This window comes from Flavobacterium tiangeerense (assembly GCF_007830355.1).
Classification (GTDB): Bacteria; Bacteroidota; Bacteroidia; order Flavobacteriales; family Flavobacteriaceae; genus Flavobacterium; species Flavobacterium tiangeerense.
Window position 1 is genome coordinate 59,422 of record NZ_VLKO01000007.1, and the last position, 20,926, is coordinate 80,347.

General features: G+C 30.1%; 16 protein-coding genes. 5 read left to right on the forward strand and 11 right to left on the reverse strand.

Annotated elements, in window-relative coordinates:
- Positions 1-34: 34 nt before the first annotated feature.
- From IQ05_RS09105 to IQ05_RS09115, 3 genes are read left to right on the forward strand one after another with little or no spacing between them, the layout of a single operon-like run.
- A complete protein-coding gene (locus tag IQ05_RS09105; RefSeq protein WP_144892217.1) occupies positions 35-1,126 on the forward strand; it encodes an AI-2E family transporter in 1,092 nt (363 codons plus the stop codon).
- Positions 1,127-1,128: 2 nt separating this feature from the next.
- A complete protein-coding gene (locus tag IQ05_RS09110; protein ID WP_144892219.1) occupies positions 1,129-2,307 on the forward strand; it encodes a THUMP-like domain-containing protein in 1,179 nt (392 codons plus the stop codon).
- Between the two features lie 5 nt (positions 2,308-2,312).
- Positions 2,313-2,879: a hypothetical protein gene (locus IQ05_RS09115; RefSeq protein WP_144892221.1), complete on the forward strand. Its 567-nt coding sequence runs from the start codon at positions 2,313-2,315 to the stop codon at positions 2,877-2,879.
- A 3-nt stretch (positions 2,880-2,882) separates the two neighbouring features.
- Here IQ05_RS09115 and IQ05_RS09120 read toward each other — a convergent pair whose 3' ends face one another.
- Complete coding sequence (locus IQ05_RS09120) at positions 2,883-3,530, reverse strand: M15 family metallopeptidase (protein WP_144892223.1); 648 nt, start codon at positions 3,528-3,530, stop codon at positions 2,883-2,885.
- Positions 3,531-3,663: 133 nt separating this feature from the next.
- On the reverse strand, positions 3,664-4,419 hold the full coding sequence (locus IQ05_RS09125; protein ID WP_144892225.1) for a carbonic anhydrase family protein: 756 nt from the start codon (positions 4,417-4,419) through the stop codon (positions 3,664-3,666).
- A gap of 897 nt (positions 4,420-5,316) precedes the next feature.
- On the opposite strand from IQ05_RS09125, the gene IQ05_RS09130 reads away from it, so the two are divergent.
- On the forward strand, positions 5,317-6,561 hold the full coding sequence (locus IQ05_RS09130; RefSeq protein ID WP_158634582.1) for a site-specific integrase: 1,245 nt from the start codon (positions 5,317-5,319) through the stop codon (positions 6,559-6,561).
- Between the two features lie 242 nt (positions 6,562-6,803).
- On the opposite strand, the gene IQ05_RS09135 is transcribed toward IQ05_RS09130, so the two are convergent.
- From IQ05_RS09135 to IQ05_RS09150, 4 genes are all read right to left on the reverse strand, one after another.
- Positions 6,804-7,433 (reverse strand): hypothetical protein, encoded by a 630-nt coding sequence (locus tag IQ05_RS09135; RefSeq protein WP_144892229.1) that lies wholly within the window; start codon positions 7,431-7,433, stop codon positions 6,804-6,806.
- Between the two features lie 280 nt (positions 7,434-7,713).
- The gene (locus IQ05_RS09140) at positions 7,714-9,999 is read right to left on the reverse strand and encodes an nSTAND3 domain-containing NTPase (RefSeq protein ID WP_144892231.1); all 2,286 of its coding nucleotides are present in this window, start codon (positions 9,997-9,999) and stop codon (positions 7,714-7,716) included.
- Between the two features lie 13 nt (positions 10,000-10,012).
- Positions 10,013-11,791: an ATP-dependent nuclease gene (locus IQ05_RS09145; protein ID WP_144892233.1), complete on the reverse strand. Its 1,779-nt coding sequence runs from the start codon at positions 11,789-11,791 to the stop codon at positions 10,013-10,015.
- Positions 11,792-12,315: 524 nt separating this feature from the next.
- On the reverse strand, positions 12,316-13,818 hold the full coding sequence (locus tag IQ05_RS09150; RefSeq protein ID WP_144892235.1) for an LVIVD repeat-containing protein: 1,503 nt from the start codon (positions 13,816-13,818) through the stop codon (positions 12,316-12,318).
- Between the two features lie 982 nt (positions 13,819-14,800).
- Here IQ05_RS09150 and IQ05_RS15505 point away from each other — a divergent pair.
- Positions 14,801-15,061, forward strand: a complete 261-nt coding sequence (locus IQ05_RS15505; RefSeq protein WP_244289554.1) for a transposase — start codon at positions 14,801-14,803, stop codon at positions 15,059-15,061.
- A 220-nt stretch (positions 15,062-15,281) separates the two neighbouring features.
- Here the strand turns inward: IQ05_RS15505 and IQ05_RS09160 are convergent, their stop codons facing one another.
- From IQ05_RS09160 to IQ05_RS09180, 5 genes are all read right to left on the reverse strand, one after another.
- Positions 15,282-16,166 (reverse strand): DUF4231 domain-containing protein, encoded by an 885-nt coding sequence (locus IQ05_RS09160; protein ID WP_144892237.1) that lies wholly within the window; start codon positions 16,164-16,166, stop codon positions 15,282-15,284.
- Positions 16,166-16,750, reverse strand: a complete 585-nt coding sequence (locus IQ05_RS09165) for a TIR domain-containing protein (protein WP_144892239.1) — start codon at positions 16,748-16,750, stop codon at positions 16,166-16,168. Before IQ05_RS09165 ends, IQ05_RS09160 begins: the two co-directional genes overlap by 1 nt.
- Before the next feature lie 304 nt (positions 16,751-17,054).
- Positions 17,055-19,643 (reverse strand): TrlF family AAA-like ATPase, encoded by a 2,589-nt coding sequence (locus IQ05_RS09170; RefSeq protein WP_144892241.1) that lies wholly within the window; start codon positions 19,641-19,643, stop codon positions 17,055-17,057.
- Positions 19,644-19,823: 180 nt separating this feature from the next.
- The gene (locus tag IQ05_RS09175) at positions 19,824-20,513 is read right to left on the reverse strand and encodes a hypothetical protein (RefSeq protein WP_144892243.1); all 690 of its coding nucleotides are present in this window, start codon (positions 20,511-20,513) and stop codon (positions 19,824-19,826) included.
- A complete protein-coding gene (locus IQ05_RS09180; RefSeq protein ID WP_144892245.1) occupies positions 20,500-20,802 on the reverse strand; it encodes a hypothetical protein in 303 nt (100 codons plus the stop codon). The genes IQ05_RS09175 and IQ05_RS09180 overlap by 14 nt, the downstream gene beginning before the upstream one ends.
- Positions 20,803-20,926 lie beyond the last annotated feature (124 nt).

Consider the following 20,926-nt stretch of genomic DNA (forward strand, 5'->3'; position numbering starts at 1 on the left):
GAGTTTTTTTATATTTACAATCTAAATGTAAATTATGATTACCTCAAAAATTATTTCAAACGGTATTTTAAGAGCACTTTTCACTATAATCTGTTGTAGTTTGCTTCTCTTTTTTATTTACCAAATTCAGTCTATTATAATTTATATCATTATTTCATTGATATTGACACTTATTGGTAATCCTATTTTAAATTTTTTCAAACATAAACTAAAGTTTAATCATCTTGTTGCGACAATTGTAACTTTGCTTTTTTTTATTGGAATTTTATTTGGTTTGATTATGCTATTTATACCTTTAATTCTTTCTCAAGGCGAGAATCTTTCCTTGCTTAATACTGCACAAATTGAGAAAGACATTATTCAATTAATAGATCAAATTAGTGTGTTTTTAAATGATCACAATATTGATTCGGCAAAACTATTAAAAGATTCAAATATTACTTCTAAACTGAATTTGAATTTTCTACCCAATTTTTTAAATTCAATTTTAAACACAATCAGTAGCTTTGGCGTGGGACTAGGCTCTGTTTTATTTATAACTTTTTTCTTTTTAAAAGACCGACTAATTTTTATACTTAGCGTCAAAAAATTAATACCTTTTAGCCATGAAGAACAAGTTTTAAACTCATTTGAAAAAATAAACGGCTTATTATCTCGATATTTTATTGGATTGCTTTTACAGCTTTTTATTGTTTTTATATTGTACGTTATTGCCCTCTTGATCTTTAGAGTCCCAAATGCTGTGGTTATCGCATTTCTTTGTGCAGTACTTAATATTATACCATACATAGGACCACTTATTGCATCGGTTTTAGCAGCAATTTTGACTATGTTAAGTAATTTAGGAAGCAACTTTCAATCTGAAATTTTACCAGTAACTATATATGTACTTATAGGTTTTTGGATCGTACAAGTAATAGACAACAATGTATCACAACCGCTAATTTTTTCAAAAAGTGTAAGCTCTCATCCCCTTGAAATTTTTCTAGTTATCCTTATTGCAGGTTTTCTTTTTGGGATTTTAGGAATGGTAATCGCTGTGCCTATTTACACCATTATAAAAGTGATTGGGAAAGAATTTTTTCCAGAGAATAAAGTAATCATGCTACTAACAAAAGATATTTAAAGTTGGAATCAAAATTATTAGATCATGACATACAGTTGTTTATAAACAACAACATTGGCAAAAATATATCACAACTAGCGTTACAAAAAAATCCTTTTGAAAATATTGAATGGATAACAATTTTGAACCAAATTGAAGCAAAAACAAAGGCTAAAGAAAAACTTCCAACTTGGTTTTCTACAGCATTAATTATATATCCTACCAAAATTTCTGTAGAACAAACGTCTTCAGAAAAAACGGCAGCCTACAAGACATCGCTAATACATGGGTCATCACTAATAGATTTAACAGGAGGTTTTGGGGTTGATGACTATCATTTCTCTAAAAAAATTAAAGATGTAGCTCATTGCGAAATTAATATTGAATTATCTCAAATAGCTAAACACAACTTTAGTCAACTCAATTGCAATTCAATCACATGTTATCCCGGAGATAGTAATGATACGCTTAAAAACATAAATAAAGAATGGGACTGGATATACATTGACCCCTCCAGAAGAAATGATGCTAAAGGCAAAGTTTTTATGCTAAAGGATTGTTTACCAAATGTTCCTGAAAACTTAGATTTTTACTTTCAAAAATCAAATTCAATTTTGATAAAAACAGCACCTTTACTGGATATTACCGCTGGACTTTCAGAACTTAAATGCGTTAAAAATATTCATATCATTGCTTTAGAAAATGAGGTAAAAGAACTCCTATGGGAATTGCATAAAGAATACTCTGGAGCTACCACGATAAAATCAGTCAACTTAACAAAAAATGAAATCGAAAAATTTGATTTTATTTGGAACGATAATAGCCAAATTGCAACTTACAGTGAACCTCAAAAATACCTGTATGAAGCAAATAGTTCCATAATGAAATCTGGAGGGTTTGATGCCGTAAGTGCTTTTTATAAAGTGAACAAATTACACAAGCACTCTCATTTATACACATCAACAGAACAAATTCCTTTTCCAGGGAGAACGTTTCACATAAGAAAATCATTTCCATACTCAAAAAACGAAATGAAAATACAACTTGAAAATAAAAAAGCAAACATAACAACACGAAACTTTCCAGATACAGTAGAAAAAATAAGAAAAAAATGGAACATTAAAGATGGTGGTGACGCTTATTGTTTTTTTACAATTGATGAAAATAATGACAAAATTGTTTTACTTTGCGACAAAATATAATTGAAATGAAATACCTAACACTACTCTTTTTTGTACTAATTACTACTGCCGTATTCAGCCAAAAACCTTGTGACTTCACTGAGAATATTACAGATTCTATTGGTTCATATAAAATAACAAAGGAATATATGATTAGTGAGAAAAATTTTGGAACAAATAAAAGTTACATCTTTTTCTCTCTTGCTGTTACAGATGGGTTACCTACCTTAAACGTTCAAACCATACAAAAAAGCAAAGATTTTATTAGAGCAAATTGTTTCGATAAAAATTCTAGAATTTACTTACAATTAAACAACGGTAAAATTGTAACGCTAATTCATGTTGAACAAGAAAATTGTGGTACTATATTAAGAGATGATAAACAATTTGACAACAGAATTAACTCAGGCATTTTTATGTTTGCCAAAGAAAATTTTGAAGATCTTAAAACTGTGCCAATTACTTTAATGCGAATTAAATACTTAACTGACACTGAAGACCATATAGTAAAAAAAGAATTCATATCAGAACTCAATAACGAAACCTACAATCCAGAAAACTATTTTATCAATTACTTAAAATGTGTAGAATAGCTATTATTCACATTCCCATTTTACATTAGAAACGGGATTTTTCAAGCCCGCTTTCAAATTGTAATGCCACCACTCTGAATCAAATGAATTAAAACCAGCACTAATCATTACTGATTTTAATAGTTTTCGGTTTTGCAATACATTTTTAGGTAAATCCTGATATAAATGGCTTGCTTTCTCGCCAAAAAAATCAAAATCAGTACCCATATCAACTGCTTCTCCTTGAAGCGTTACAAGAGAAATATCTACGGCTCCACCCCTATTGTGAATAGAACCCGTTTTAGGGTTAGCCACATATTTAGGATTAGGAACTATTTCCCACATTTTTTTTTGGATATCCAAAGGTCTGTAGCAGTCGTAAATCTTTATTGTATACCCTTTTTGAGTTAATTTAGTATTGGCCTTAATCAATCCTTTAACCGTTTTTAAACGTAAAAAACACTCTGAGCAATCATATACCTTAGCTTTTAAAAAATTATCATCAGTAGCATACTTCATGTCGTATATAAACGCATCACTATAACTTTTTAAATTCACAAAAGTTGTGTCATTCACTTTGTCATTTTTAGCATTATATGAAGTAGCCAACGAGGATTGTGCCACAGTAGAAGTTAAAAAGGAAAATAGTAATAGGGGTAAGAACAATTTCATTATTATGATGTTTATTTTTTTAGTATTAATTTATTAAAATGACCCGAAAAGGGTGTAAAGTTTATGTGGTAAATACTATATAATTAAACTTAAACTTCTATATTATTAAGGTTAATAAATCGAATATCCGTATTCATTCAACAAACTCTAATTTACCTGTTCGTAACGTATAAAATACACCTACAATTTTAATTTCGCCTTTACTTTCCATCTTTTTCAAAATTTTACTTTTTAACCTAATTTGAGATATTGTATTTTTTATATTGTTTTTAGCTACAAATTTAACAAATGCTTCATTCTTAGAAGACTTTTCTCCTTTAAAATCTTCGCTAATTTGTACAGCAGGTTTAATATTAGTGAGCATTGAGGTTATATTACCTAAATGCACATCATCTATAGCTCCCTTAATAGCTCCACAGTGTTGATGCCCCATAACAACAATCAATTTAGCACCGGCAACTTTACAGGCAAACTCCATACTTCCTAATAAATCCGTATTTACAAAATTTCCAGCTACTCTGCCTACAAATACATCTCCTATACCTTGATTAAAAACATCTTCCACTGGCACTCTACTATCTAAACAACTTAAAACCATTGCTTTTGGATATTGACCATCAGTTGCAGCTTTCCTAATTTCTTCCGAATGTTTACGTTGGGTAATATTCCCTGAATTGAAACGATCGTTTCCAGTAATAAACTCTTTTAAAACCTGCTCTGGTGTAAGTGCATCGCGTTCTGTTTTTGTTAAAACATGATCTATAACTAAATCCCTCTTTTGCAAATCTAGACTTATTTGAGAACTTTCGTTTTTAGAACCTGAATTGCAGCTTGCTATTGTATGCAATAAAATCACAAATGTCGCAGTTTTGATTACTTGTTGTATCATTTTTTGAGTTTTAAAATTTAACGATACAAAATTGAAACTTTTAATTCATAAATTTTTATTTATACTTTATATGATAGTTATAAAAATAATTAATATAAATACATTTGTATATAAAGAAACAAACAGTATTTAGCCAAAAGAAAAATAAGGTTTTTAAATATTTTATCCTGATTATTTTCTTTAACAAATTGCACTACTAGCCTAACTCTATAAAATTAGTACATTCAATTAATAATAAATGACTCTAAAAAAATTGAGTTCTAAAAAAAGGGTGAAAAATATATAACAATAAAATATGTGATTTCGAAAGAGCTTTTAATAATCCATACTTTTATTAAAAAAATAGGAAATTATTGTTGAATATCATGAACTACTAATTACACTCTTTAAATTAAGAAAAAGTTTAAATTCTATTTTCATGTTCGTGATTTGTTCGTGAAAATTTTGTGAAAAGTGGTGTTTAATGGTAGTAAATATAGGGAATAATAGTACATAACAAGTATATAAAACAAAAAAAACACCGTAAACAGTGGGTTTTGTGAAGGCAGAAGGATTCGAACCTTCGACCGCCCCGATTAAAAATCGGGATGCTCTATTTCTTTAACTAGTCATTTTGAGATTAAGACTATTTAAATTTTATATTTTTTTAAAATCATCCTAAATGAATTGGATTAAAAACAAAAAACCCACCAAATTGGTGGGTCTTGTGAAGGCAGAAGGATTCGAACCTTCGACCGCCTGCTTAGAAGGCAGGTGTTTTATTTTTTCTTTTTTATTCTTTTTGTTTACTTTGTTGATTTTTAACATATTATATTTAATAGATTATTCTTATTATTGATTATTTTATACTTTTGTCACACAGATGTTCGTCAAATGTTCGTCAAAAAAAATCAAAATATGGCTTCAATCAAATTTACAATAAAAAGGAATGCAAATAAGGATGGGAAACATTCTATCGTTTTGGTCTTAATAAAGAACAGACGCAATACCTCAATGGCCACCAACTACGCATGTGATTTTGATGCGTGGAGCTTTGAGAGCAATACATTAAAGACAAATAAAAAAGGTCAAGAACTAAAAAGGATAACTGAAATAAATAATTTCATTAGTAAAACAAATCTTAAGATTGAAGATTTTATAAGAGAGAAACGTCGCTTGAATGTAGATTTTACAATCAAGGATATTGCAAATGAAATTAAAGCAGATGATATAACCAAAGCACCAGCATTAGATTATTACAAATTTCATCAAGAAATCACAGATGAGTTTCTAAATTCTAATAAAATTGGAACTGCAAAAATCTATAAAGAAACTCTGAGTTCCCTCAAGAAATTCTATACAAAGACTGAACTAAAATTTCAAGATTTAAATTTTGAGTTCTTAGAAAAATATGATTCTTTTCTAAGAAGTAACAATGGGTCTGATAGTGGAATAAGCATCAAGATGAGAACGATTAGAGCGGTATTTAATAATGCTATAAAAAGAGAAATAATCTCTTCCAACACCTACCCTTTTAAGCACTATAAAATATCAGCGCTGAAGAAAGAAGCAAAACGAGAATATTTGACTGATGAAGAGTTACAAAAACTAATTGCCAAAGATTTCAGCTCAAATAAAAAACATCAATTTGCAAAAGATATGTATCTATTTAGTTTCTACTGTAGAGGAATGAATTTTATTGACTTACTAAAATTAAACAATTCAAATTTATACGATGAAAGACAATCCTATATAAGAACTAAAACTGGAGTACATTTGGATTTTAAGCTGCGTGATCACTCGCTCGAGATATTAAAAGTGTACAACCAAAAATCCATGAATTCTTATCTATTTCCTCTTTTACTAGATGAAAACATGACCATAAAAAAAATTAAAAACCGAAGTCATAAATTACTTGGACAAATAAATCCAGCTCTGAAAGAAATGATGGCAATTTTAAAAATTAGCAAACACATCACTTTTTATACTGCTCGCCATACATTTGCTACGTTTTTAAAGTTTGAAAACATTCCTATCGATGCTATTAGCGAAATGTTAGGTCATACCGATATTAGAACCACTCAGGCTTATTTAAACAAGCTACCCAACAAAAAGCTTGACAAAATTATTGATGATGTTTTTGAAAATTCAAAATATTTCTAAAATAAAACCATGTAATAATCGAATTTATAGTTTTTAATTACCACACATAAGTAATTTTGCGGTGTAAATATGTATAATACGTCGCAAAAATGCGGTGATAAAATTTCTTTTTCACCGCATTTTTTAAAGTAGCTACAATGATTTTGATATAGAATTAAGCCATTTGTGGATAAGCCAAAACTTCCAAATATAAAAAACCAACTTCAAACTAAGCCTAATACCCAAATTGCTTGTAGTGTGTATTAGGGGAAGTTTATATTAATATCTTCTGTTATCTCATTAATAATTTTAAAAATCAAATTGGCAAAATATTCGAGAAAATTAGTCTTTGTTATTCTTATAATTCCCAAACTTCCGGCAACTACCACTTTATGTTCTTTTAAGAATTTGTAATTATCCTCTTTAGTAATATCTTTATTTCTATCAGTCAAAAGTATTCCTCCATTATGAGTTAGAAGATTCCTAATTTTTTGAAACTTCTGTATTTCATTATAGTAAGTTGCATTTTTGTTAGCAGATTTTATATTAGAGACTAAACTCAAATAATTATAAAACTTCGTAATTCCTGAACCACTTAAATGTTCAATTTTTATTTGGCTAACTGATTCTTTTTCAAGAATTTTACACAAACGAAACAATCTGAATTCAAAATGAGAAAACATACTTATAAATATTGAATTTAATATTATCCAATCAGAATTTGCAAGATGAGCACTTTCGTCTAACCAAGTTTCATCAGTTTCTCCTTTAGTTAGTTTATAGTGAAATTCTGAATTTTGCTTTTCAATTAAATTTAATGAATCTTCGGAAAGTTTTATAAGCGATTTTATGTTTTCGCAGAATACTTTATTATTAATTAGTTCTTGTTTCATCTGCTTTTTTTTAAATTTCCGCTAACGTCAGACTGTGAAAAAACTAAAATCAACCTCTTAAGAATCTCATATTTGAAATTTTTATTTGGTATCCATCCGAATACATTATAAATTTTAAGTAGTTTTTTCACAGCGTGACTTCCTCGCGCTAAGTGTAGGCTGGGATTAAAATGCGTAATCTTTCGATTAAATACTAATTTTTCAAATACAAAACCATCTTCAAATTAAGCCAAATGCGCAGATTGCTTGTAGCAAGTGTTACCTACTTATTATTCTTCTGTTAATCCATCGAATAAGTTTGAAATAAACTGTTCTTCTCTCTCCATCTGCTCCTCATATTCTTTAGCTTCGAATGAATAATCGTTGTCTTCTTTTCCATGTTTCTGTCGATTTCGTCCATAAGTTCAGCGTGCTTTTCAGTTAAAGTACTTATTTTATCATCTAGATGAAATCCAAACTCTTTCTCTATTTCTTTTAGTTCATCAATTAGATTTTCGTATTTATTTATTTCTGTTCCATTAATTTCACTTTCAATCACTTCTTCTATCTTGCTTTCAAATTTAGGGTTTGTAACAAATTCTTGATATTCAAACGAAAATAAGCTTTGAAGTTTAGAAAAGTCCTTTAAAGAATCTATAGAGTTTACTTGTTTTGCAAAACTATTAATTAAACCCTCACTTCCAATAGTTATGTTTTCTTTGTCAATTCTGTTTAGTAATTTGATATAAGATTTTCGTTCATCATAACTAGTCAATTTAGGTTCAATATTTCGTTGAAATTCTTCTATCACAAAATCATATAGTTTCTGATTAGCTGAATTATCTAATTCAATTAAAATTTGATTTAAAAAGGAGTATATAAAATTTTCGTTTTTATGCCAGCTAAATCTACTATTTTCAAAGTTTAAACGAAGAATATATGAAGATTTAAACAAACTGAAATCTGAAATTATTTTATTGACATATTCTTCCAATAGTTCATTATTTAGTCCTATTCTGAGATTAAATTCGCTGATGGATTTGTCAAAAGTAAATATTCTAAAAAATTGACTTACAAAAGAAAATGATTTTATTAAATCACTTATTAAATCATTTTTATCTTTTATATAGTTAATTAAAAAATCTTGAATTGATGGGTTTTGAAATTCGATAGCTATTTTATTGAATGAATCCATTCTTGTACTTATAAAAGTACTTTCTAATTCCTTTATTATCTTATTAAATTCTATTGAATCAATTGTAAGTGGATACTTTTTATTATTTGCTATAATAAATGAGTTAATAGCTATTCTTAAATCTTCTAAAAGAACTGGTGTTCCAATAGTTGATAAAATTAAAAGAGCAATTTGTGAACCTTTAGAAATTGTGTTTTCAAATGCGTGTAACCAAACACTTGTGGGATTGTTAAAGAATGATAAAATTTTCTTTGAGAATTCTTTAGGTTCGCAATCATTCCAAAATTGATTTTGGACAAAGGTTTCAATAATCCTTGGGTTGTAACTTTTGTGTTCAATTAACTTTAAATAGCCTTTATTTTCGACTAGGTTTTTTAAATGTGCTTTTGGCATATTGGCAAAAAATAGATGATTATAAAGGATTTCTGCTTTTATTATTTTTGTGTATTTTGATAAGTCTAGAGTACACTTTACTAATTCTAGTGAAGGATTATTTAATGCCTCAAATGTGTTTTTTGCTTGTTTTAATATATATTCTCGAGTAGCGAGAATGAATATTTTATTTTTGGATTTTTTTATTCTATCAATAAATTTTATGAGTTTACTATCTTCATTCATTGATAAACCTGTTTCCAAAAAGTTTCTACCTAGGAAGTCATCAAAAAAGAAAATTTGTTTTTTTCCATCTTCATAAAAAGAATAAGCATCGTTTATACTTTCAGAAACATATACAAAATCATCAAATTCTTTAGCTAATAGACGGTAGACCAACATTCTGGATAAAGTAGTTTTACCAATTCCAGGGATTCCAGAAATTATTATATAATGATGGTCTTGTAATATGTCCAAAGCTTCTTTAAAACTATTGTTTTGAACATAAATTTTCAAAGTCTCTTTTATTTCATCAAGCTCAAATTTACTTTGATTGTAAACTGTGCTATGAATCAGTCTATTAAGAATATTTGTGCTTGATAGCCACAATTTATAGTATCTTTCTTCAACTTTCGGATGTAAACCTATTAAATTATTCAAATCCGTCCTCCCAAGTATATCTTCTGTAGATTTAATGTAGGGATGGAATATTTTTAATATTTCTTGTTTATTTGGTGGTGTTAATCCAACTGAAGTAGTTATTATATATCGGTCAGGTTTAAGAATTTTCACATTCTTTAATTCTGATTTTAGAGTAGATTTCAAATCACTATAACTTGTATACCTTTTTGCTTGAACAATTATGTTTTCATCTTTGTTTATTGTTGCTCGTAAATCTATTCCTCCATCTTGACCGCTTGTAAAACTTTCAAAAAAGACACCTAACTTTTCTTGCAAGATATCTCTTGAAAAATTTTCAAATTCAAAGGATGATAAATTCAAAAAATTATAATCATTCATTAAGGTTTATAGTTTAAATTAATAGCCAATTGACACAAGCGGTAATTTCAGCATGATCAGCAACTGCCACATTTAATGGGTTCGCTTTCAAATGAGAAACAAAATTTGCCCATACATGTTCAGCTTTTCCATGTATTCCCAAATGTTGTTCGATTGCACCACGTTTCCAAAGCCAAATATTCTCTCCTAAAAGTTTAATATGAAGGTTATTTATATTTGGTTGTATTACAGGTTGGTTGGCTAAAAAGGCAAATGCATCTGATGCCGACATAGAACTATTTCTGTTTGTGGGATAACCGTCTGCTTCGAGAGCAATTCCATTAGCAAGTGCAATTTGTGCTAAATGCTGTTGGCAAGCTAATAAATCTGAATCAGCTGCTAAAAGATAACCGTCTCCAACCGCATTTCTAAACGCATAATCTAGATCTACAATGGCTTTTGTTGGTAAATCCATTGTATTTAAAACCATCATTGATTTTCGTGTACTTGCAACACCGCCTTGCCTAACAACTGCATATTTGTGAATTCCTAATGTACTACCAGTTACTTTTTCAAAAATAGCTGGTAAAATCCTAAGTTCAGTTTTGCCTTCGGTTAAAATTATTTTTTCTGAAAATAAAATGTTTGTAGAATTACTCAATGAAAACATAAGTTGTAATTGGCTTGGTGCATCAATTGTTACTTGAGGAATTGCAGCTTTTAAAGTTTGTCTTTTGTAAGTTCCCAAAGGAAGATTTTTTCTGATTAAAATTGCATTCGCAACATCTTCATGAGTAACCATCATTGCGGAATGAGTTGAAAAAACAACTTGATATCCTTGAGTCGAAAGTCTTTTCAATGCGTCTCTAATTACTTCGATTGCTTGCGGATGAAGATAAAGTTCAGGTTCATCGATTAATAGAAGTGTTGTTGTAACATGATTTTGTGCAGCTCTTTTTAATTCTGCTAAATGTCGTACCAATGCCATTTGGACTGAACGTTGTGCGCCATGACCTAATGACGAAACGTCGCGTCCTAATTGCGAATGCGGCTCATAAACTTTTATTGTTCCTTTATTGAACACTTCTTTAAGTTCGGGAGTTGGTATATGTAATTTTATGTTTACATCTGGAAAAAAAATATCAATTTTTTCATTAACTGCAGTATCGAACTCGGTTAGTTCAACCGCTCGGTCAACGCCGTCGGCGTCTAATAAACCTTTTAGTCCATCTAACATCTGTCTGATATCTTCTCCATATTGATTTTCAATTGGCTCAATAATTTCTCCTAAAAGCTTTCCAATTGTTGTTCCTGCTCTCGACTTGCTTACATCATCTTCAGAATTTTCCATTGCGCCAATATGAATTGGTTCTGGAAATAAAACATTTAAGGCGTTATCTATTCCGTTTGGATTTGCAATCCAAGGATTATTGGGATCGGCAGCATTTGGATTATGTACAAATAAGCGAATGTTTGCAGCTGTATCATTCGGATTATTTTGAACACGTTTAATTTTTAATTGATTTGCTACAATGTATGGCTCGATGCTATTTCTGTGATTTTGAGGTAATAAATCTAACAAATCCTCATCTATTCCATCAATTGTTCCTTCCATACTTACTGGTATTCCAATTTGATTAAATGAATCAGCACTTAAACTGCTTCTTCTTAATAGCCATTTTATGCCACTAAGAATATTTGATTTTCCAGCATTGTTGTATCCAATTAATGGAGTATAGTCGGAAAGTTCAAATGTTTGAGATACAATTGATTTAAAATTTTCTACTTTAAAATCTGATAGCTTATGTGCCATATGATTGTCTGTTATTGGTTGCGAGTTCAAAAAATGGCAAGTAACGTCAGTCTGTGAAAAAGCTTTGGTTTATTATCACCAAATATAACAAAAAACAGGTGTAAAAAGAAGATTTTTCGTATTTTTAAGCATGCAACACATCACAGGAATTTCCCGTGAACAAATGCGTATTTCAAGTTTAGAAGACGCTATAGCTCCAAATAACCAGGTGCGATTTATAGATGCCTTTGTCGATTCTATAGACCTCTCTAAGCTCCGTTTTGCCGTAAAGGCGTTGAAGACTGAAAGCCCACTAGTCATTATCTATCTAAATTTTGCGATAACTCCATAGTACCTGCCAGTGACCAGTTCAGTTTAACACAGGTTTCATTGTTCGGCTTGCTGCCGCGACGAAACCATATCTTTTAGCAGCAATGGAACTGTTTTGTGTTCTCATAATTTTTAACGTTTTGGTCTTCCCCACCACACGCTTTGACTATAAATGAGAATCACAGCGTGTTTGGAGAATTCCATTAATCTCTAACCTAAAGAATGATTCCCCTAAATCCAAGTTCAACAGTTGATGGTATTTGCGATGGACTCTGACCTGTATTCTGTGTATCGAATGTAAATATGCCATCGCTACCTTGAGTAGTTAGATATAAAATATTATCTATTGCTATCATGTCCCGAAAACCATATCCAGCAGTTGATGGTATTTGCGATGGACTCTGGCCTGTATTCTGTGTATCGAATGTAAAAATGCCATCACTACCTTGAGTAGTTAAATATAGAAGATTACCGAAAGTTTTGAGGTCCCGAAAGCCATATCCAGCAGTTGAGGGTATTTGCGATGGACTCTGGCTTGTATTCTGTGTATCGAATATAAAGATGCCATCACTGCCTTGAGTAGTTAGATATAGTAGATTACCTATTATTATCACATTCTGAAAGCCTAATCCAACAGTTGATGGTATTTGCGATGGACTCTGGCCTGTATTCTGTGTATCGAAGGTAAAGATGCCATCACTGCCTTGAGTAGTTAGATATAAAATATTACCTATTGCTATCACGTCCCGAAAGCCATATCCAGCAGTTGATGGTATTTGCGATGGACTCTGGTCTAAATTCTGTGTATCGAATGTAAAGATGCCATCACTGCCTTGAGTAGTTAGATATAGAAGATTACCTATTGCTATAACGTTCTGAAAGCCATATCTAGCAGTTGATGGTATTTGCGATGGACTCTGACCCGTATTCTTGGTATCAAATATAAAGATGCCATCATTTCCTTGTGTTGTTAAGAAAAGTGGCGAGGCTGGAGCAGAAAACCATGTCACCAATGAAAAGTCTTTCTGAGTATTAACTGGCCTACTGAATTGGGAAGTTGTTAAATCATTACGGTCTGTAGCATAGATTTCAAAAGTATCTGGAGATGTTATTGCAAGTCCCTTTCCCCATCTGAATGAAGTGTTGAGAATATTGATATTTTGAATACCAGTAGAAAATGTAGTCAGAAAGGTAGCCAAAACTGGATCCCCACCCAGCGTACCGATATCTGTTATAACCCATCCGTTAGTGGCATATCTAACTGCTTCTGATAATCCAGGTACAGGCATGTACTTTGAATCTAAAACATCACTACATGTAACAGATGATTCAGTTATTGTTAATTGGCACAGGTATATACTGTTATTTGAACCCTCATCATCATCTGTATCTAATGCAATTATATAAATATCACCATTCGTTTGAGTAATAAGAGCTATTCCAGCACCTGATCTTGGAAAGTTTTGAATGGTATCTCCAATTACATTAAAAATATTATCCGCTGGATTAGATGTCAAAAATGAATTTACTGATCTGTATAATGTTAATGCATTGCCCTGAAGTCCTGCAACAATATATTTGCCATCATTACCGGATTCTTTTGTCATGGCTACTCCATTAACTGCAGAGAGTAAAGATTGTCCTCCTGTTTTATTTACACATATAATAGTTCCTATATTTTGGGGTTGGGCATCATTATCAACAGGGGTAAGATCCAAAATATGAATTTCAGCATTACAACTACTATCATCTGTAATTTGAATACCCATCGCCATAAAACTTCCACAAGCTTGTGCAGAGCATGGATGTGACCAACCTGCATGATATGGAGTTGTATCATAAATCGCACTAATACTAGCCTGATCTCCTGCTGTTTGTTTACCAGCAATTATAATTTTTCCAGGACCATTTACACCAACTACTGGGGCACCTAAATTGGTATGAGTGAAAATTAGTTTGTTATTATAGGATGCAATACCCTTAAAGTGAGACTTAATTAATCCATCAGAAGAAGTGGGATAATTATGATAACTTTCATAAAATACACGATTACCAATAGGCAGGATCTTTTTAAAGGCTGCTTTTACATCATTCATTTCAATGTTTGCTGAACTAGTCATATATTAAATTTTATTTTTTTGCCTACTCTAGTTGGAATTTTCGGCCTACTTCCTTTTTATTTTTTATAAATTGTTTGCAATTACACTTCAAAACGCATATTTCTTAAGTGATACTAGCAGCAGAGTGACTGTTATGTGTTGTCATAGATTTTTAAGTTTCGTTGTTATCAATTTAGCTTCAAATTTCTTAAATTTTGTTTGACTTTCAAGTTTAAGCTGAGTGTCGCATTTCCTCTTCTGCCAATTTAAGTCTGTGAAAAAACTTACGTTTTATTATGCTCAAATATAATAAAAAACTGATATAAAAAGAAGATTTTTCGTATTTTTTTAAGATTTAACATATCACAGTTATTTCTCATCAGTAACTACGTTTTTCAAGTTTAGAAGACATAGTAAGTCCTGATAATCAGGTGCGCTTTATAGATGCCTTTGTCGAGTATATTCATCTCTCTAACCTTGATTTTGCTTTAAAAACCCTGAATACCGAAGTTCGTCCGAGTTTTAATAGTAAAGTGTTTCTAAAGATCTATTTATACGGGTATCTCAGTGGAGTCAGAAGTAGTCGAGATCTAGAAAAGTAATGCTTGGCACCATTAAACGACAATGGGATTATAATCACACCAATTTAACGGGACTCGAAAAAGTAAATGGAGAACACAGCCTGATTATGCTGGTGTATAATATCAAACGCAGTATCAATATCCTGGGCGTTCTCGATCTGATTGCCAAACTCATAAAATGGAACTCACCTTACAATGCAAAAGTCTTGCTTTTGCTAAAAACGAAGTATATAAAGCAGCAATTAGACTCCATTTTTTATCAAACTAAATTTGCAGCCTAAAAAAAGCGACTTCTTAAAAGACCTTATTTGAATTGTAGCGTCTTGAAATTTGAAGATTATATTAGAAAAAAGAGATTTTTTCACCGCCTGACGTTACCGTGCTACAAGCAGTTTGGGACTAAATTAAGCCCATTATTTGGGTTTTCCTAATCTTCCAAGTACATAGCTAATTTCAAATTAAGCCAAAAACAAATTTACTTTTAGTGTCTGTTGGCAGAGGTCATTTTCTTTTTTGAGCTAACCACATTGTATGTTCTCTTGACATTGCATTTTCTGAATCAAGAACAAATTTACAAAATGATCCTTCTGAGTTTATTTCTTCGGCTTCTTGTTTAATCAAATTTAATTCGGAAGTAGCGGTTGTATATGCTTCCTTATTTTCTTGATATTTTTTTAGCTGTAACCAGCTAAAGAAACAGGCTGATAATGTTGAAAAAAGACCAACAAAATTAAAATTACAATTTGGAAATTTTATTAAAAAACCAATAGAAATTATTGCTAATATTTGCGCAATTATTACTGCCCAAAACCAACCCTCATATTTACTTTTATTTTTATCTGCGTTATTTTTGTACCAATTAATTTGATTATCAATTCTATGTTGCAAGTAATATTGTTTTCTAATATCTAAAGAAAACTCTCTAACGAGTTTCATTTCATCGGTAATAATAGGTAGAGCGATTAGGTTTGCGCTTAATTCTTTATTTAAGTCATTAAATTCATCCTTTATTTCTGTAATTCTTTCGATAAATCTTTTTTTAGCTTCATGTACGGTTAAATAGTTTTCAAAATATTCGGAACAAGTTATATATCTCCATGTTAAAGTTTTACAAGATTCAGCTAAAGCTCTTCCACGATACCATGTATCTTCAAATTGTTTATTTTTTATAACAAGGGAAAGAATTGTAGCAATTAAAAGTAGTACACCCGAAATAACATAAATAATTGTTTTGCTATTTTCGTCTTGATAGTTAAAAATTGTTAATGTGGATCCACAAACCATAAATATTAAGTCCCATTTTACATAATTTACATATGTTGATTGAGCAACAATTGAAGCTTTATCGCCTGCACGAAAATAATTAGGAAAATCTTTGTCTTTCATTACGGTCTAACTTTAGTGTATGCAGAAATTGCACGTGTTCTTTTGTCGAAAGCTTGGTCTATATAATAATTTGGATTTTCACAGAATTTTTCCCAACTGGTTAAAATACAATATCTATCATCTTCTGTCCAAGAACATTTATTATTGGGAATGTAATAGTTATATGAAAACTCTGTGATTGAAGTATCATCGTTGATTTTAACAATGGTGTGAGAATTACCGCAAGTTGAGCAATTATCACTTCCTAAAAATATTGAATTATTCATATCAGGAAGAACAACACCTAAAATTCCATTTTTAGTATTATTTGCACCATGATATAATGATGCTTGTAGTTCTCTTTTAATAAATGTTTGATTTTCTAAAAATGCATTCTCAGCTGACTTTGTGCCAATTAAGAAAATTGTAACGGTGGAATCAGATAAATAATTTTCACGTATTTTTCTCATAATATAATCTTCATCATCGGAATTGATTGGTTCGTGCAATGATTTATCTATCATATCAATATCAAGTTCGTCATGAATATATTTTTTAAATTCGTGGTCTTGAGTTTTAAAGGAAATGAAACATTTGTGTGCCATAAATTTATATATTTAAATTGTATTAGATTCTCGTCTCAGATTTGGGATTTCTGCCATCGTCAGTCTGTGAAAAAACTAAAATCAACCTCTTGAGAATTCTATATTTGAGATTACTCTTTGGTAGCCCTCCAAATACTTTCTAGATTTGAAGAGGTTTTTTCACAGCCTGACGTTCCCGTGCTACATGATGTTAGGGCTTAAATTAAGCCCTTTTTTCGGATTTGCCTTATCTTCCGAAAATATAACCATATTTAAATTAGGCAAAATCTCCAAATTGCTTGTAACGTGCGTTATATGCTGGCTTTTAATGTATACTGTATCTTAGTTCTCTTTTTTTAAACGCTTCAAATCCCCCCTCCAAAATTTCACAAACGTGTTGTCTTATACCTTGTGAATATAAAGTTTCATTTATCTTTTCATCTTTCTCTTTTGTCATTTCTAGACTACCTTGTATATAATCAAATTTAAAATCTCCTTTATTTGGTGAATTTACACCGTGTTGGTTAGATACGATTACTAATTCACTATCTGCACCAACGACAATATTAGGATTATGGGTAACTATAATAATTTGTCGTTCTTTTTTCTTCCTTTTAATGTAAGTTACCAATTCGTTGTAAATTGCTCTATTATCTAAGTCGTCTTCTGGTTGGTCTATAAGAATGGGGCAGTCTTTATTACTAAAATCTAACAATAACATTAACACAACAAATGCTTTTTTACCCTCTGACATTTGTTTAAAAATGTCTTCATAGAATATTTCGTAAGTGATTTTAAATAAGTTCGTTGATAAGATTTTCTGCGCAAGTGAAGTATTAGTAAATCCTCCTTTTAATGTTACTTTATTGTTGAGTAATAATTCAAAAAGTTCAAATACAGCAGTAAAAAAATCTTCGTAAGATTTAATAGGTTTATTTACTATTTCTTGCCCTTTGTAACTCTGTTGATTAATACTTGAATTTAAAATTTCAAGATACTTACTAACACTTAATGTTGGTTTAGCTTTAATTTCAAGTTTATCTGATTTCAAACTAAGTTTATCTTTTATTAAAATGATTCTGTTATAATACTCACGAAAGTCAATTTTAACAGTATCTTTAATTTGATTATATTGTTCAATAAGAGCCTTTTCTTGTGTTTTGAAAGTTCCAATTTCGAATAATTTATTAGTCTGAATTTTTAGTTTTTCTTCAATCTCTTTATACTGTTCATTATTATTAAAAACGCTAATTCCTTTAGTGTAAATAGGATTTTCAATAATTTGATTGTTAAGTAAATTTAATTGTAGAATTTGCTGATGTAATGCCACAACCAAACCATCAATTTTTGCAGACCAAGCAGTTTGAAATTGCGTTTTCAAATCTTTATAAATGTCAGAAATTGCTGTTTTTGCAGGATCAATAAGATTAACAAAATCAAATTCTAAATTGTCATTAGTAATGCTTTTTCCTTTAAGGCTATTCAGTTTTAGAATTTGATTTTCTATAGTACTAATTTTATTTAAATTTTCATTATACTGCTGTACTAAAGAATTGTAAATCTTTATTTCATCTTCTGAAATTTGAATTTTACTTCTTAATTCATCTAGTATTATTGTTAATTTTGCCTTTTCGTTATTAATGCCATCTTCATCACCAAGGTCTTTTATACTTAGTTTTAATTTCTGGAAATCACTTAGAGTCTGAAATAATTTATTTATTTTTCCAACAATTTCAGTGTTATTGTTTTTGCTAAAGTTTTGGTAATTATCAATTTCGTTTTTTTTCTCTTCGTCTTGAATAATTATTTCCTCAATTAAATTGTCTAGGTCGTTATTTATATTTTTAGCAAGTCGATGCATATAACTTTGAGGGAAATATTCAATGTTCCGGTCATTATTTTCAATACCGTCTTTCCAAGTTACTTTCAGATTTGAAACTATTTGAAATACATAGTTTGAGTAGTCTTCATTTTCAAATTTTACTTCCTTATCGCTATTTAGTTTTTTTGCAATTGAACCAAGTAATATAGATTTGCCAGTAGAGCGACCACCAATAATTGTATTTAAATTTTGGTTAAGCTGGATTTTAATTGGAGAGAAATCAGTGTGTGAAATTGTTATATTATCTATTGCCTGATATCCAGCTTTTTCTTGAGGTTTGTTAGCTTGAATACGTACTCGTTCCTTTGGCTCATATATAACTTGTTGCAACCCTTCAAATGTTTTATCAGCTTTAATCCAACAAGTTTCTTTTAAAGCATATTTTCTGATATTGTGATTATCAGACGCCATAATCAATGGAATATGCTTTTTGATTGCAGGAAAAACAATTTCTAAATAGCCTTTTTTATCTTCAATCTTACCTAACTCGTAGAAGTCAACAAGTTTTGCAATATCTATTTTTTGAGCAATTGAATGGGATAATGAATTTGTAATATTTTCAACGGAATTTGTTTTGCTTCCTGCGTGAATTGTCACAATACCGCCCAACTTTTTAATTAATTCAACAGTGTCTTTAAGGACACAATAAACTTCATTAATTTTTTTACTTTCACTTTTTATACCAAAAAGTGCTGTTTTATTTTCTAGTTGTCCCCAAATAGCTTCTAAATTAGCTTCTTCTGAAAAAATTCCAATATAATGAATAGGCTCTCTATCTCTCAATTCTGCAAGAAATTCAATTCCTGGCAAAACAGTTATCCCTTTTTCTTTTCCAAGTTTTTGAAGTTCTTTAATTCTAGTAATATCAATTATGTGGTGGTCAGTCACAGCAACAACTGATATATTGTTTGCAAATAATCCGTCAATTATATCTTGGTTAGTTACACTTAAGTCTTGGTAGTCATAAGAAGAAGGAGTGTGAAAATGTAAGTCCCATTTTCTCCATTCTGAGCCTCTGTAAATTTCGTTCATTGTTCTTGGTCGTGTTAAGTTTCTGTGGTCGTGGAAGCTAGCATACAAAGTTTTGCCGCTTGGCGAGGTTGGGTATTAAAGCTTCTATATTTTTCGGTTAAACACAAATTTTCCGAAAACAAAACCATCTTTAAATTAAATCTAAAACCCCAATCTTGACAAACGGCTATTAGGTGCTGGCTATTTTTTTCCCCGATTGCTTGTACTATTTCTAATTTCTTTTTTTGTAGGTAGATCAATTAATAAGCTTCCGTTAGAATCTGTACTTAAAACGTGCTTATAATGTTTGTAAACAAAAAGTGCAGAATCTAATTTAGAATATATTTTTATGTAGGTTCTTGAATCTTTATTTTCTTCTATAGTATAAAATATTCCATAATCTCTTCTCATAAGCTGATAGAGTTTTTTATAAATATTTAAAGAATCTTGTTTTATATTTATGCTAGATATTATTTTATTATCCTCCTTTTTAACATTGTACTTTACATCAATACTTTTTTTTGTTAATGAAACAAAAGACTGGCAAATTTGTAAGGAATCATTCAATTGTGAATTTTTTGCAGTCAATTCTTCAACCTCTTTTATTTTAGAATAAATCAATTTTAAAAGTTCATCTGAAGATACTTTTTTATTGTTAACTCTAATTCCACAATCATCTATATAATGTTCAATTATACTGTCATTTTTAGTTTTCTGCTTTGATAATTCAACGTCTTTTACAACAGCTTTTTTAATAAGCTTTTCTCTTTTTACAATCTGTCTTTCTAAATTTTGGTTATCAATATAAAACATCAATAATAATGATATTGATAGAATCAATCCAATAGATAAAATAAAGACAATTATCTTATAGTTTTTATTTTTTTCCATCGAATTTTTTTTCTAAATTTTTAACTACTTCTTCAATTTCATTGACTCTACTGTTTTCTAATTCTTGCTTTTGAGTTCTACAATCATCGATTTGACCTCTCAACTTTTCATTAAAATCTTGTCTAATTTCATATTTTTCCATTCGGAATTCTAATGTCATTTGAATTCTTGCAAACGCATAACCTATTGAAGCAACACTAAGAAATCCCATAAAAACTGAAAACCACTTTTTAACTGGGTCTTCATACCATTTTTCAAGTATTTCTTCTTTAGCCTTTTTTGCAGTCATATTGGTTAATTCAATGTTTAGAAATTATTCATCTTTAATAAACTTTAAGTTTATTCGTATTTTCGGTTTGCATGCGCCTAACTACTATAATATGTTTGACAAAATCAGACGTAGCTACTTACAT